We start from the raw sequence: 13,091 nt of genomic DNA, 5'->3' as shown, positions 1-13,091 counted from the left end.
GCCGGGGCGTGACAGATATCAGGGTTTAGGAATGCCGAGCTTTTCCGGTGACACCTTGGCTGTACCGGCAGACTGCATGGCCCACGCCGTCACGGATTGCCAGTGGTGGAGGAAGTCCACCGCTTCCTGCCCGGTCAGGTTAAGGGTTTCAGCCCCATTCTGTTGGATAAACGCCTGAAAGTCCTTGTTGGCCACGCCTGCCTGATAGGCCTTGCTTAATGTGGCCTTGATATCGTCAGGCGTATCCTTGCGTACCGCTACAACCCAGAACGGGCCCCAGGGCATATAGCTTCCAATCTTGGGGAGTGCCTCGGTAATGGTTGGCACCTTCGGCAGTACGTCCAGACGCTCCTTGCTTATAACTGCCAATCCCTTGAGCCGGCCGGCCTTGATCTGCTCCTGAGCAGCAGCAAGGCTTAGCGGCATGAAATCAATATGATTGCCGAGCATGGCCGTAATCCCCGGGCCATCACCGCCAAATGTCACACTGCGAACATCTAGTGAATCAACGGAATTGATCATGGCCAGCACGGTGCTGGGCAGGCCGCCCGCGCCGGTTCCGCCCATGCGAAGCTCGCCTGGCTTGTCATGGGCGGCTTTCAAAAGATCATCCATGCTGTTGTAAGGGCTATCGGCGGGCACGGCAATGACCACCATTCCCTGACCAATGACATTGATAGGCGTCATGTCGCTATAGTCGAAGTCTGCCAGTCCCATGACAGGGTAAAGCTGAGGATTTTCTGCACCATACAAGACGGTATAGCCATTGGCAGGCTTGCGCATGACCGTGTTCATGCCAATGACGCCTGTGCCGCCAGGTCGGTTATTCAGAATCACCTTCCCCTTGAGCGCCTCCTCAACGTAAGGCGTCAGGCTGCGTGCCACATTATCAGTCGCTCCGCCCGCTCCCCACTGAATGATGCCTTCGATGTTGCGCTGCGGGTAATCGGCCGCCTGTGCAGGCCCTGCCAACAGCATTGCCCCCGCGGAAAAAGTCAGTGTTGCCAGTAATGTTTTAAGCATGGAGTATTCTCCAGACGATTATCGGTTTTTATAGATTGGACGAAACAAAGCATTGTTCGTATGTCGAATCATAGTTTTTCATGCGAACCACGCTAGGGCCAGGCTTTAAGTCTGTCAACGCGTAATACACTGCCTTCAACCAATGTCTCAAGCGTTGAGTTGCTCAGTGGCCAAGGGCATTACGGTACCATTGTTGAGCCAGAGCCGTGGGGTGCTTGACAAGACTGATTAGTATTTGTTCATAATGCGAATTGATATACGCCATGCGAACTATAGTGACTGATATTGTTTGCTGAGACCGGCAAGGAGCTTATATGCGAGCTATCGCAACCGTGTGCCTGAGTGGCGATCTTCGAAGCAAGCTGGCGGCAGTAGCGCGCGCCGGCTTCGATGGCGTCGAGATTTTCGAAAATGACCTTTTATCCTTCGATGGCACACCTGAAGAACTGCGTGAGCTGTGTGATGAATTAAAGCTCGATATCGTGGCGTTCCAGCCGTTCAGGGACTTCGAAGCCATGCCTGAACCGGCCCGTACGCGTAATTTTGAGCGTGCCGAGCGCAAGTTCGAGCTGATGAAGCTATTAGGCACTGACTTCATGCTGATCTGCAGCAATGTGTCGCCACAGTGCATGGATGATCGTGATCAGGCTGCGCGTGACTTGCGAGAGCTGGCCGAGCGTGCCGCTGTTCATGGGTTGCGTATCGGGTACGAGGCACTGGCCTGGGGGCGTCATGTGGATGACTATCGTGTTGCCTGGGACATTGTTGAGCGTGCCGACCATCCAGCGCTGGGAGTCGTCATCGATAGTTTTCATATTCTATCGAAAGGCCATGAGGTGGATACCCTGGCCACCATACCCGGGGACCGGATTGCCTTTGTCCAAATCGCAGATGCGCCGTTACTGGACATGGATGTACTGCAGTGGAGTCGGCATTACCGCTGCTTTCCCGGGCAGGGCCGCTTGCCGCTGGAATCCTTTATGACCGCGCTTGCCAAAACAGGCTATGACGGCCCCTTGTCCCTTGAAATATTCAATGATGCCTTCCGGGCCGCACCGGCCGAAGGGACCGCGCTGGATGGCCTGCGCTCCTTGATCTGGCTTGAGCAACTGGTGCCGGAATCACAATGGGCTGCTGATTTGCCTGCGCCGGCAGCATACCAGGGCGTCAACTTTATCGAGTTCACTCTGGATGAGGAGAGCGCCGAGCCCCTGGGGAGCTTTATTGCCGCACTGGGCTTTAGGCATGTCGGCAGGCATCGCTCAAAAAACGTCGAATTATGGCGTCAGGGCGATGTTCATCTGGTCCTTAATTTCGAAACCGATAGCTTCGCTCATACCTTCAGGCTGGTTCATGGCACCTCGGTGTGCGCGCTGGGTGTGCGCACCAGCGATCCAGCCGCAGTGCTTGCACGAGCGGCACACTACCGGGCGCCGCTTTATAAAGGCCCCGTGGGTGAGCAGGAGATGGACATTCCGGCCCTGAGAGGCGTAGAAGGCAGCCTGATTTATCTGGTCGATGAACGAGAGGATCGTCGGCTGCAGTGGGAAACGGATTTCGTTCTGCGCAAGGGGCCGGATGGCGCGGGTAAAGAACATTTAGGCCATATTGACCATGTCTCCTATGTCCTGCCATCCAGCCAGCTGCTTGGGTGGGTACTGTTTTATCGCACGATTCTGGGCTTTTCTGCCGAAAAAGAGGCCGAGTTTGCGGACCCTCATGGCATGGTGATGAGTCAGACCGTGACCTCTCCTGACGTGTCAATCCGTCTGCCGCTGACGGTATCAAGTGCCGCCGATACCCAATCCGGCCGCTTTTTATCACAACATCGTGGCGGGGTGCAGCAGATCGCATTTACGACACACGATATCTTTTCAGCGATCGATGACATGCGTGATCGCGGTCTCTCAATGCTGCATATTCCGGATAACTATTACGATGATCTGGGGGCGCGTTACGGGCTGAGTTTCGAGTTGCTCGATGCAATGAAGTATCGCAACGTGCTTTACGACCGCAATGACGATGGTGAGTTTTTTCATGCGTACACGGCAACATTTCAGGGCCGATTCTTCTTTGAAATTGTGGAGCGGCGTGGGGAATATAATGCCTATGGCGAAGCCAATGCCCCCATTCGACTAGCGGCGCAGGCGGCCTCACACCGCCGTGGCGAGTGACATTACCTATCATTGTTATACCGGGGAACGCGTTATGCGGCTGGGGTTAATCGGCAAGTCCATTTTGCATTCAAGCTCGCCTGATCTACATCATCGGCTAGGGGACCTGACGGGAATTCCGGTCACCTATGAGTTGTTCGATGCACAGGAGATGGAAGGATTCGTCTCGCTTGAACGTCAGGTGTCGACGTTAATGGCGGGGGGGTATCGAGGGACCAACGTCACCTATCCCTTCAAGGAGCAGGCACTGCATCTGGCCACATCATGCAGTGAAGGCGCAGCCCTGGTAGGCTCGTCCAATACGCTGGTATTTGATCGCGGCCATGTTCATGCGGAAAATACGGACTTTTCAGGGTTCATCAGCGGGTTTCAATCTGCCTTTGGAGCACGTCCCCCCGGCCAGGTGGTGGTGCTGGGGACGGGCGGCGTCGGCCGCGCCGTCGCCTTTGCACTCGGCCAGTTGGGTGCCAGTTCCATTACCCTGGTGGACCTTGATTCAGACAAGGCCCAGGGATTGACGGAGGCGTTGAATCACGCGGGTTTTCCGGCCGTTGCCGGGTCGGCCGATATGCTGGCGCATTATATGGACGGGTGTGATGGATTGGTAAACTGTACCCCCATCGGACATGAAAAAAGCCCGGGCAACCCGTTTCCCCTCGACGGCATCAAGGCATCTCACTGGGTGTTTGATGCTGTTTATGTGCCGGCAAGAACAGCCTTCATCCAGCAGGCCGCTGATGTGGGCGCTGACGTGATGAGCGGTGTACACCTTTTTGTGTTTCAGGGTGTCGACGCCTTCCGGGTATTTTGTGACGATGAGGCCCGTCGTGCCGAGGTGGATAGTCAGGCCGCCCCGTTACTCCTGCACTATCAGCGCGTGCTCATGTCACCTGTCGCTTCGAAATAACAGCCGTTACCCTGGGAAAATACATGAATATACTGGTACTGCATGGCCCCAATCTGAACCTGCTGGGCACCCGCGAGCCTGACATCTACGGCCATGAAACCCTGGATGATATCAACCAGGCGTTAACCCGACAGGCTACTGCCGCTGGCGCGACGTTGGATTGTCTGCAAAGCAACCATGAAGGGGTACTGGTCGATGCCATCCAGCAGGCGCGGCTCGATGGCGTGGACGCCATCATCATCAATCCGGCTGCCTATTCCCATACTTCCGTGGCCATTCTGGACGCATTGAAAGCGTTCGATGGCCGCGTCATCGAAGTCCATCTCTCCAACATCCATCAGCGGGAAGCCTTCCGGCATCATTCCTGGGTATCTTCCCGGGCGGACGGCATTGTTGCAGGCCTTGGCAGCCAGGGCTATCGCCTCGCGCTTGCGAGCCTGTTGGGCACGGTATGACTCTTCTCAGCTGACCTGGCGGGCGATCATGGCGGCCCGTTCCTGCATCAGGGGCAGGAAGCTGTTCATCAGGGTGTCTCGATCTACCCGAGCCGCATTGGTGCTCAGGTTGATGGCGCCGATCAGCTGGCCATGAGTATTGAAGGCCGGTATGGCCAGTGATCGCAGGCCGGAGTCCAGTTCCTGATCGACCAGGCAGTATCCCTGCTGGCGTGCCGCCAGTATCTGCTCGCGCAGCCGTGCCGGGTCGGTCAAGGTGCGTTCGGTATAAGCCGTCAGTTCGGCCCGGGCCAGCAGGGTATCCAGAGCGTCATCTGACAGCTGCGCCAGCAGCATGCGGCCCAGGGACGTGGCCATGGCCGGCAGTCTTGTGCCTACCGACAGGGTAATGGCCATCAGCCGATGACGTGCTGCCGAGCGTGCGACATAGGTCACGTCCAGCCCATCCAGTACTCCCATCGATGAAGACTCACCGGTCACTTGAGTAATATGTTCCAGGTGCTGCTGTATGACGCTCTGGTAGCCATTGGCGGACAGAAACGAGTAGCCCAGCTGGAGGGTTTTCGGTGCCAGCTCGAAATGGCGCTGCTGCTTGTGAACATACCCCAGGGCGTGCAGCGTCAGTAGAAAGCGCCGTGCCCGTGCCCGGTTCATGCCGGTGCGAGCGGCTACTTCGCTCAGGGTCATGCGTGGGTGGTCCTGGTCAAATGCCAGAATGACATCCAGCCCACTGGCCAGAGCCGTCACGAAATCCCGGTCATCCGTGCCGATACTGTCGTCTTGATAGGGCATTGTCATGTCAGGCTCTCCTTTCCTGCGATGCGGAAAGCTTGCAGCGGCAGGGGGGGGATTGTCTATAGTTCGTTGAGCGAACACTGGTTCGATAGGAAACAGGCCACGACCTGCCTGCTGCAAGGAGAATATCGGATGTTTGAACGGCTGTTGCATCACCCCTTCATGAGTACGGTAGCCCTTCGCGAAAGCGGAGCCGAGGCCCTGATCGACGCCATGCTGTCGGTAGAGCTTGCGCTGGCAGAGGCCGAGCAGGCGCGAGGTATCATTCCGCCGGATACCGCCGAGGCGATGCGTGAGGCGCTTTCAACGCTGGCGCTTGATGCCGACGATTTGTTTCAGGGGTGTGTGGATGGCGGCAATATGGCCATTCCCTTCGTCAGCCAATGCAAGGCGGCGCTGCCTCCTGCACTGGTGCCGTTCTTCCATCGTGGGGCGACCAGCCAGGACCTGGTGGATACGGCGCTCATGCTGGTGCTCAGGCCGCGGTTGACCCGCTCCGGGGCCCTGTTGAGCGACGCGCTGTCTGCCGGGCGTGACGTCATGATGGCGCATCAGGAAACCCCAATGGTAGGGCGTACCCTGATGCAGCAGGCGCTGCCCATCAGTTTTGGGGCCAAGGTGGCTCAGTGGCTGTATGGTCTCGCGCTGGCCAGGGAGCGACTTGAAGAGGCTCGGGCAAGCCATCTTCTGGTGCAGTTCGGGGGCGCCGTCGGTGTGCATTCGGGGCTGGATGAGGTCGGGCTTTCCATCATGGACGACATGGCGCATCGACTCGGGTTGTCCGCGCCGATACTGCCCTGGCATACCCAGCGCCAGCCCATACTGTTGCTGGCCGGAGCGATGGACGCCGTGGCGGTCGCCGTTGAAAAGATCGCCACGGACGTGGCGTTGCTGTGCCAGACCGAAATCGGGGAGCTCAGCGAGCCGGCAGGAGACGGCGTCGGCGGGTCTTCCTCGATGCCGCACAAGCGCAACCCCGTCGCCTGCGCGCGCATTCGTGCGGCGGCGCGTCATATACACGCCGATGCCTCATTGATCAGTACCTCCGGCGCCTCCCCGCTTGAGCGCGGTCTGGGAGAGTGGCACGCCGAATGGCAGCCGCTGCTGGCCATGGCGGCGCTGCTGGAAGGTGCGCTGGAAAGTACGTGCGCGTTGCTTCAGGGGCTGGAAGTACACCAGGAGCGGATGCAGGCCAACCTTCAATTGACTGGAGGTGCCATCATGGCCGAGCCGGCCACGCGGCTGCTATCGGAAGTGATGTCCGCCGCCGAGGCCCGGGCGCTGGCACGGGAAGCGGCTCTTGAAGCGCAGACCACCGGCCAGGATCTGGCATCGGTACTGATGAAGGATGCACGGGTCAATCAACACATATCCCATGACGATGTGGCGCGTGTAGTGGCACCTGCCTCCTACCTTGGTAGCAGTCTGGCTCAGGTGGATCGGATGGATGCATGGCTATCTTCCCATTAACCCGTTGAAAAACCGATAAATGAGTTGATGTGCATGACCGGGGCCCTGCAAGGCCCCTTTTTTTCAGGCTTTGACGTCATGGCGCGAAGGGGATAGTTTGTTCGTATGGAAAATTAATGTTCGTTTTGCGAACAATGTAGCCCTCCCCATAGTTGATAGGTGATCCCATGGCCGAGTTCCTGAGCCTTCATGATGCCGTGGCCCGTTTCGTTGAGAACGGTGCCACGGTAGCCATGGAGGGTTTTACCCACCTGATTCCCTTCGCTGCCGGACATGAAATCATCCGTCAGCAGAAGCGTGAGCTGACGCTGATCCGCATGACGCCGGATTTGATCTATGACCAGATGATTGGCATGGGATGTGTCAAACGACTGATTTTTTCCTGGGGGGGTAATCCTGGTGTTGGCTCGCTTCATCGTCTGCGTGATGCGGTGGAGCATCATCATCCCGTGCCGCTCGATATTCGCGAGCACAGCCACGCTGCCATGGCCTGCGCGTACGAAGCCGGAGCGGCCGGCTTGCCGCTGGCGGTGCTGCGCGGTTATGTAGGCAGTGACCTGCCGAAGGTCAATGACCAGATCAAGTCCATCACCTGTCCGTTTACCGGAGAGGAGCTGGCAGCCATTCCGTCCATCCGTCCGGATGTAGCCGTCATCCATGCCCAGAAGGCAGACCGACATGGCAACGTGCTGATCGAAGGCATCATCGGCGTTCAAAAGGAGGCCGTGCTGGCGGCAACCCACAGTATCGTCACGGTCGAGGAGATCGTGGAATCGCTCGATACACATCCCAATGCCTGCATCATACCCGGCTGGGCCATAAGCGCCGTGGTGGTTGCCGAGCGTGGCGCCAGCCCCTCGTATGCTCATGGCTACTACCCACGTGACAATGGCTTTTACAAGACCTGGGATGCCATCGCCCGGAACAGGGAGAGCTTTGCTGCCTGGATGAATGATCACGTCATGAACGCCCGCCCCGAGGAGAGCACACGATGAGCCAACCGCTTGCTGATATCACACCGTCGGAAATGATGACCGTGACGGCAGCCCGTGCGCTGGGCAACGGCACAACCTGTTTCGTGGGCATTGGTCTGCCGAGCGAAGCCGCGAATCTGGCCCGACTGACCCATGCGCCGGAGGCCGTGCTGATCTATGAATCCGGTACCCTGCAAACCCGGCCGGACGTGCTGCCTCTGTCGATTGGGGATGGTGAGCTGTGCGAAACCGCACTGACGACCGTCTCGGTGCCGGAAATGTTTCGGTACTGGCTGCAGGGCGGCCATGTGGATGTGGGCTTTCTGGGGACGGCCCAGATTGACCGCTACGCCAACCTCAATACAACCCTGGTCGGTGATTATCGCGAGCCGAAGGTCCGTCTGCCAGGAGGCGGGGGTGCCCCGGAAATAGCGACCAACTCGAAGGAAGTCTTCGTGATGGTCAAACAGTCCCGGCGCACGTTCGTGAAGGACGTCGATTTCATTACCACGGTCGGCTTTGGTCGGGATGGTACCGCTCGGGACAATCTGCACCCGGAGACCGCCCGTCACATGGGCCGTGGTCCGACACGCGTCATTACGGATCTGTGTGTGATGCGTCCTGATCCGGTGGACCATGAGCTGGTGGTGACTGCGCTGCATCCGGGAGTGACCCGTGATCAGGTGATCGATGCCACGGGCTGGGACATCCGCTTTGCCGACACCCTGGAGACCACGGCCATACCGACCGCTGAAGAAATCGAGGTGCTGCGGTCACTCAAGGCGCGTACCGAACGCCACCATGCCGGCGATACCGTCTGAGTGCTGGCGCTGATACAAGGAACCTGATCATGAACGATGTCTTTCTGTGTTCGCCACTGCGCTCACCGGTAGGGCGGTTTGGTGGCGGTCTGTCCACGGTGCGGCCGGATGATCTGGCGGCGCATCTGTTGAAGGCGGTAGTGGCACGCTGTCCTGACCTTGATCCGGCGGCGATCGATGATGTGATCCTGGGGTGCGCCAACCAGGCGGGGGAAGACAACCGCAGTGTTGCCCGCATGGCACTGCTGCTGGCCGGTCTGCCCACCACGATTCCGGGCGGTACCGTCAATCGGCTGTGCGGTTCCGGCATGGACGCCATCGGCACTGCGGCACGGGCTGTTCGTGCCGGTGAGGCCGAGCTGATGCTGGCCGGTGGCGTGGAGTCGATGTCCCGGGCGCCCTATGTCATGGGCAAGGCCGACAGCGCCTTTACGCGGGGCCAGCAACTGGAAGACACCACGATTGGCTGGCGGTTTATCAACCCGGTGATGGAAGCGCTCTATGGCACCGAGTCGATGCCTGAAACCGGCGAAAACGTGGCCGCACAGTTTCGCATCTCTCGCGAAGACCAGGATCTGTTTGCCTTCCGATCACAGCAAAAGACCCGGTCGGCGCTGGAAAGTGGTCGGCTTGGACAGGACATCGTGCCGATCGAGGTGCCCAGGCGTCGTCAGCAGGCCCTGGTCATCGACAGGGATGAGCATCCCCGTCCGGAAACGACGCTTGAACGGCTCGGTCAGCTGCCGACGCCGTTTCGCGAGGGGGGCACCGTGACGGCCGGCAATGCCTCCGGCGTCAATGATGGTGCGGCGGCCATGATTGTTGCCGGGGAGGCCGCGCTTTCCCGTTACCACCTCACGCCCATGGTAAAAGTGCTGGGCATGGCCACGGCCGGTGTCGAACCGCGGATCATGGGCATGGGGCCCGTGCCGGCCAGCCAGCGCGTACTCAGACGGCTGGGGCTGAGTATCGATCAGATGGATGTCATTGAACTCAACGAGGCCTTTGCCTCCCAGGCACTGGCCTGTATGCAGCAGCTGGGGATCGACGCAGATGACCCACGGGTCAATCCGAACGGAGGTGCCATCGCACTGGGCCATCCACTGGGCATGTCCGGTGCACGGATTGTATCGGCGGCGGCGCATGAGTTGACTCGCACCGGCGGGCGCTACGCACTGTGCACCATGTGCATTGGTGTTGGTCAGGGCATCGCCGTCGTGCTTGAACGGGTATAGCCTCGGGGGGCACGGTGGATTCAGAACCGGCACATTGACTGACACAGGGAGCAGACATGTCTTTTTTCGAGTATCAGGGCCGTACGGTTGCCTACCGGGACAGTGGCGGCACCACCTTGCCGACACTGGTCCTGGGCCATCCGCTGGGGATGAGCCAGGCCGTCTGGGATGAGGTGATTCCTCGCCTGTCCCGCCGATTTCGTTTGATTACCTGGGACCTGCCGGGGCACGGGGGCAGCAGTCCGGTGACAGGCGAAATAACGCCCTCCGAGCTGGCCGCCGATGTGCGGGCGCTCCTGAATCATCTTGATGTTCCGAAATACCATTACGCGGGAACATCGATTGGCGGGGTGATCGGGCAGGCATTGCTGTGTGACGCCCCCGAGCGGCTTGACCGGGCGGCCCTGACCAATACCGGTGCCGTGATCGGCACGCCGGCCAATTGGCAGACCCGTGCACGGCGCGTACGGGAAGAAGGCCTTCATGCCATGGCACCGGAAATTACGGCCCGGTGGTTCTCGGACTCCTTCCGTCGCAACCAGACAGCCACTCTGGCGGGCTGGCAGGTTCAGCTGGCCAGGACGGATGCGGAGAGCTATGCGCAGCTGAGCCTGATGCTGGGCGATACCGACTTTTCGAAGGCGTTGTCGGGTCATGAGACACCGGTGGCGCTGCTGGCCGGAGACAATGACCTGTCCACGCCCCCGGCAACCCTGAAAGGCCTTTCCGAGGCACTGGGCGGTGCGCCCCTGGAGACCTTTGAGGGGATTGCACATGTTCCATCGGTAGAGTGCCCCGATCGTTTTGTCGACTGGCTGACGGCCTGGTTACTGCCTTCCGGGGCCGACATCGGATCCGGCGGGGTGGATTACGACACGGGTCTGGCGACTCGTCGGCAGGTGCTGGGAGAGGCTCACGTCGAGCGTGCGTCACATAATGCCACGAGCCTGGATCAGCCCTTTCAGCAGATGATTACGCGTCTGGCCTGGGGGGAGTTGTGGGGCAATACCGACCTGTCCCACCGTGATCGTAGTCTGATTACCCTCGCTGTGCTGGCAGCCCTTGGACGTGATGGCGAGCTGGCACTGCACCTTGATACCGCTCACCGTACTGGAGTAACTGAAGCGGAGCTGCGTCAGGCGCTGACACATGTGGCCGTATATGCAGGAGTTCCGGCGGCCAATCACGCCTTTAAAATGGCGAAGGAGCACGGCTGGGGCGAACAGATATAAACGCGGCCACTTTCTGATACCCTCGGCTGATGTGAGCGCCGGTGTGCCGGAAGCATGATCTTCTGGCCCGGCGTGTCATGACTGACGTCATGAAGCCCGCCTGTTCTGGCGGGCTTTTTGCTGTCGGTCAGCACAATGAGCGCGACCTGGCAGGGTTATATTGCTGCTTCACCGCGTTGCAGTTGAATTCTTGAAAGGAACATTCCCATGATGTCGTCGCGTATCAAGCTGCGCCATTTGAGCGCCTTTCAGGAGGTGGCCCGCCGGCGCAGCCTGGTCAAGGCGGCTCACGCGTTGTCGATCAGCCAGCCAGCGCTGTCCAAGACAATTCGTGAGCTGGAGGAGATCCTCGACACCTCCCTGTTTGAGCGCAGCCCACAGGGCATGGCGCTGACCTCGGCCGGGCTTGCACTATTGCGTCACGCCGGGCCGGCCCTGTCGAGCCTGGAGGAGGGCGTGAAGGCCGTTGGGCAGATTGCCCGTGGGCGCGTGGTCCGGCTGGGGGCGCTGTCATCGGTGGAAGCGGGCTTCCTTCCTCGTGCCCTGGTGGCCCTTCACCGGGCATGGCCTGAACTGCGTCTTCAGGTCACCACCGGGCCGAGTGCCTTCCTGTTGTCACGATTGCGGCAGGGAGAGCTGGACCTTGTGGTCGGCCGAATGAGTGATGCCCGCGAAATACGGGATCTGAGCTTTGAGCACCTGTATTACGAGCCGCTGGTCATGGTGGTGCGGCCCGGACATCCACTGGTGGGGATGGCGGAGGCGGAGCTGACCGCCACTGTATTGAATGACTTTCCATGGGTCGTGCCGCCGGTGGGCACCACCCTGCGTGAACGCGTCGAGCAGTTCTGGGTCGAGCAGGGCGCCGCCCCGACCCGCATCATGCTGGAGACCCTGTCGCTGCCACTCAGTCGCCGTTACTGCCTGGATAGTGATGCCCTGTGGCTGGCGCCGCTGGATGCCATTTCTCCTGCACCGGGGGCGACACCCCTGTGTCGGCTGCCAGTGACCCTTGAGTCCCGGGGAGGTTCGGTCGGGCTATGCATCAATAGTTCCTTGCCGCTGACGGCGGGTGCCGAAGCGTTACGCCGGTTTCTCTGCCAGCAGGCGCTGGCGGACACGGATGACACCTCCGCCCTGGACCTTTGACGAATATAGCCCACCGGTTATAACCCCCGGCGATGAATTCAATTGTCGGGGGAGGGCGGGCAGGCACAATGGAGGATGACCATGGCGCCAGGCGCCTTCATCGATTCCGGAGTCTGTCATGTCGTTTGACCCTTCACGTCGCTTCGTCGAGCGAAATCGCCGCTGGCATCCGCCTGCCTTCGCACCAGACTACAAGACCTCGGTGGCGCGTTCACCCCGGCAGTCGCTGGTCAGCCTGCAGCATCCGACGGCTACCGAGCTGCGCGGGCCGACATTTTCCCGGGCTGATCTGGGCCCCCACGACAACGATCTACTGCTGAATTATCGAGAAGGTACGCCGCAGGATGGGCTACCGATCGGGGAGCGGATCATCATTTTCGGACGGGTCGTGGATCAGTTCGCAAAACCGGTGCCGCACACGCTGGTCGAGATGTGGCAGGCCAATGCCGGCGGCCGCTATCGCCACAAGAAGGATCAGTATCTGGCCCCGCTGGACCCGAACTTTGGTGGCGTGGGGCGCACCCTGACCGATGAGCAGGGCTGGTATCGCTTCCGCACCATCCGCCCGGGTCCCTATCCGTGGCCCAATGGTGTCAATCACTGGCGACCGGCACACATTCACGTCTCCATCATGGGGCCTTCACTGTCGACGCGTCTGATTACGCAGCTTTATTTCGAGGGTGATCCGCTGATTCCCCGTTGCCCTATCGTGCAGACCCTGAATGACCGCGAGGCGGTAGAAAGCCTTACCGCGCGTCTGGATCTGGAGCGCAGCCGGCCCATGGATGCACTGGCTTATCGTTTCGATATTGTGACGCGCGGCGAATTTCAAACGTTTTTTGAATCACAGGGATAA

Annotated in this window: 12 protein-coding genes; 10 read left to right on the top strand and 2 right to left on the bottom strand. The window is 59.8% G+C overall.

Annotated features, from left to right (window positions below):
* Positions 1–18: 18 nt before the first annotated feature.
* Complete coding sequence (locus OQ287_RS12970; protein ID WP_265896716.1) at positions 19–1,023, bottom strand: tripartite tricarboxylate transporter substrate binding protein; 1,005 nt, start codon at positions 1,021–1,023, stop codon at positions 19–21.
* 314 nt (positions 1,024–1,337) lie between these two features.
* Between OQ287_RS12970 and OQ287_RS12965 the strand changes: the two genes are divergently transcribed.
* Genes OQ287_RS12965 through aroQ form a run of 3 tightly spaced genes read left to right on the top strand, consistent with a single transcriptional unit; the run spans position 1,338 to position 4,559 of the window.
* Positions 1,338–3,197, top strand: coding sequence for a bifunctional sugar phosphate isomerase/epimerase/4-hydroxyphenylpyruvate dioxygenase family protein (locus tag OQ287_RS12965; protein WP_265896714.1), 1,860 nt, complete (start codon positions 1,338–1,340; stop codon positions 3,195–3,197).
* 34 nt (positions 3,198–3,231) lie between these two features.
* On the top strand, positions 3,232–4,104 hold the full coding sequence (locus OQ287_RS12960; RefSeq protein ID WP_265896713.1) for a shikimate dehydrogenase family protein: 873 nt from the start codon (positions 3,232–3,234) through the stop codon (positions 4,102–4,104).
* Positions 4,105–4,127: 23 nt separating this feature from the next.
* Positions 4,128–4,559 (top strand): type II 3-dehydroquinate dehydratase, encoded by a 432-nt coding sequence (gene aroQ, locus OQ287_RS12955; protein WP_265896712.1) that lies wholly within the window; start codon positions 4,128–4,130, stop codon positions 4,557–4,559.
* 6 nt (positions 4,560–4,565) lie between these two features.
* On the opposite strand, the gene OQ287_RS12950 is transcribed toward aroQ, so the two are convergent.
* Positions 4,566–5,357 (bottom strand): IclR family transcriptional regulator domain-containing protein, encoded by a 792-nt coding sequence (locus tag OQ287_RS12950; RefSeq protein WP_250938629.1) that lies wholly within the window; start codon positions 5,355–5,357, stop codon positions 4,566–4,568.
* A 129-nt stretch (positions 5,358–5,486) separates the two neighbouring features.
* Here OQ287_RS12950 and OQ287_RS12945 point away from each other — a divergent pair, with 129 nt between their 5' ends.
* The 7 genes from OQ287_RS12945 (at position 5,487) to pcaH (ending at position 13,091) form a co-directional block, all read left to right on the top strand.
* On the top strand, positions 5,487–6,824 hold the full coding sequence (locus OQ287_RS12945; protein WP_265896710.1) for a class-II fumarase/aspartase family protein: 1,338 nt from the start codon (positions 5,487–5,489) through the stop codon (positions 6,822–6,824).
* Between the two features lie 167 nt (positions 6,825–6,991).
* Entirely contained in the window at positions 6,992–7,819 is an 828-nt protein-coding gene (locus tag OQ287_RS12940) for a CoA transferase subunit A (RefSeq protein WP_250938633.1), read from the top strand.
* Positions 7,816–8,619 carry a CoA-transferase subunit beta gene (locus OQ287_RS12935; protein ID WP_265896709.1) on the top strand — a complete coding sequence of 268 codons (804 nt, stop codon included), beginning with the start codon at positions 7,816–7,818 and terminating at the stop codon, positions 8,617–8,619. Before OQ287_RS12940 ends, OQ287_RS12935 begins: the two co-directional genes overlap by 4 nt.
* A 29-nt stretch (positions 8,620–8,648) precedes the next feature.
* Positions 8,649–9,854: a 3-oxoadipyl-CoA thiolase gene (gene pcaF / locus OQ287_RS12930; protein WP_250938637.1), complete on the top strand. Its 1,206-nt coding sequence runs from the start codon at positions 8,649–8,651 to the stop codon at positions 9,852–9,854.
* A 56-nt stretch (positions 9,855–9,910) separates the two neighbouring features.
* Positions 9,911–11,086: a bifunctional 3-oxoadipate enol-lactonase/4-carboxymuconolactone decarboxylase PcaDC gene (gene pcaDC, locus OQ287_RS12925; RefSeq protein ID WP_265896708.1), complete on the top strand. Its 1,176-nt coding sequence runs from the start codon at positions 9,911–9,913 to the stop codon at positions 11,084–11,086.
* A gap of 207 nt (positions 11,087–11,293) precedes the next feature.
* Positions 11,294–12,235, top strand: coding sequence for a pca operon transcription factor PcaQ (gene pcaQ, locus OQ287_RS12920; RefSeq protein ID WP_265896707.1), 942 nt, complete (start codon positions 11,294–11,296; stop codon positions 12,233–12,235).
* A gap of 118 nt (positions 12,236–12,353) precedes the next feature.
* Positions 12,354–13,091, top strand: a complete 738-nt coding sequence (gene pcaH, locus OQ287_RS12915) for a protocatechuate 3,4-dioxygenase subunit beta (RefSeq protein WP_265896706.1) — start codon at positions 12,354–12,356, stop codon at positions 13,089–13,091.

It is taken from the genome of Larsenimonas rhizosphaerae (assembly GCF_026240105.1).
GTDB lineage: Bacteria > Pseudomonadota > Gammaproteobacteria > Pseudomonadales > Halomonadaceae > Larsenimonas > Larsenimonas rhizosphaerae.
This window is presented reverse-complemented; position numbering and strand designations above follow the sequence as displayed.

What these genes read in the sequence shown, in the direction of transcription:
- OQ287_RS12940 (WP_250938633.1), top strand. Translation starts at nt 6,992, where the DNA reads ATGGCCGAGTTCCTGAGCCTTCATGATGCCGTGGCCCGTTTCGTTGAG.
- aroQ (WP_265896712.1), top strand. Translation starts at nt 4,128, where the DNA reads ATGAATATACTGGTACTGCATGGCCCCAATCTGAACCTGCTGGGCACC.
- pcaQ (WP_265896707.1), top strand. Translation starts at nt 11,294, where the DNA reads ATGATGTCGTCGCGTATCAAGCTGCGCCATTTGAGCGCCTTTCAGGAG.
- OQ287_RS12960 (WP_265896713.1), top strand. Translation starts at nt 3,232, where the DNA reads ATGCGGCTGGGGTTAATCGGCAAGTCCATTTTGCATTCAAGCTCGCCT.
- pcaDC (WP_265896708.1), top strand. Translation starts at nt 9,911, where the DNA reads ATGTCTTTTTTCGAGTATCAGGGCCGTACGGTTGCCTACCGGGACAGT.
- OQ287_RS12970 (WP_265896716.1), bottom strand. Translation starts at nt 1,023, where the DNA reads ATGCTTAAAACATTACTGGCAACACTGACTTTTTCCGCGGGGGCAATG.
- pcaH (WP_265896706.1), top strand. Translation starts at nt 12,354, where the DNA reads ATGTCGTTTGACCCTTCACGTCGCTTCGTCGAGCGAAATCGCCGCTGG.
- pcaF (WP_250938637.1), top strand. Translation starts at nt 8,649, where the DNA reads ATGAACGATGTCTTTCTGTGTTCGCCACTGCGCTCACCGGTAGGGCGG.
- OQ287_RS12950 (WP_250938629.1), bottom strand. Translation starts at nt 5,357, where the DNA reads ATGACAATGCCCTATCAAGACGACAGTATCGGCACGGATGACCGGGAT.
- OQ287_RS12945 (WP_265896710.1), top strand. Translation starts at nt 5,487, where the DNA reads ATGTTTGAACGGCTGTTGCATCACCCCTTCATGAGTACGGTAGCCCTT.
- OQ287_RS12935 (WP_265896709.1), top strand. Translation starts at nt 7,816, where the DNA reads ATGAGCCAACCGCTTGCTGATATCACACCGTCGGAAATGATGACCGTG.
- OQ287_RS12965 (WP_265896714.1), top strand. Translation starts at nt 1,338, where the DNA reads ATGCGAGCTATCGCAACCGTGTGCCTGAGTGGCGATCTTCGAAGCAAG.